Below are 257 nucleotides of genomic sequence, written 5' to 3'. Positions count from 1 at the left end.
GTTCAAAATTCCAACGATTGAATTTTTTATTTTCAATTAAAACTTCTCCGCCGTTCGAAGAATTCATTTGCCAGGCCATTTTATTAGCTTTTCCTGCGTCTAATCTCCCAGCTCCTAAAAGTCCTGTAAATATTTGATTTTGAGGAATCTGATCTATGTTAGCAGCTGTAAGCTTTAAAATAGTTTCTGCTTCAATAGGTGATAAACAAGTATTAGAAGAAAATAAAAGAGAAAGTGCTCCCGAAACTATTGGAGAA

1 protein-coding gene is annotated in these 257 nt (G+C 33.9%); it reads right to left on the bottom strand.

Translation table 11 applies throughout. The features are described from left to right. Positions 1-257, bottom strand: a 257-nt coding sequence (locus SCA31_RS24275) for a hypothetical protein (protein WP_410699540.1), incomplete at both ends; no start/stop codon positions are given.

This window comes from Chryseobacterium sp. SIMBA_028 (assembly GCF_046535285.1).
In the GTDB taxonomy this organism is placed as follows: domain Bacteria; phylum Bacteroidota; class Bacteroidia; order Flavobacteriales; family Weeksellaceae; genus Chryseobacterium.
The sequence above is the reverse complement of the archived record's forward strand: the minus strand, read 5'-3'. Positions and strand labels throughout refer to the sequence as shown.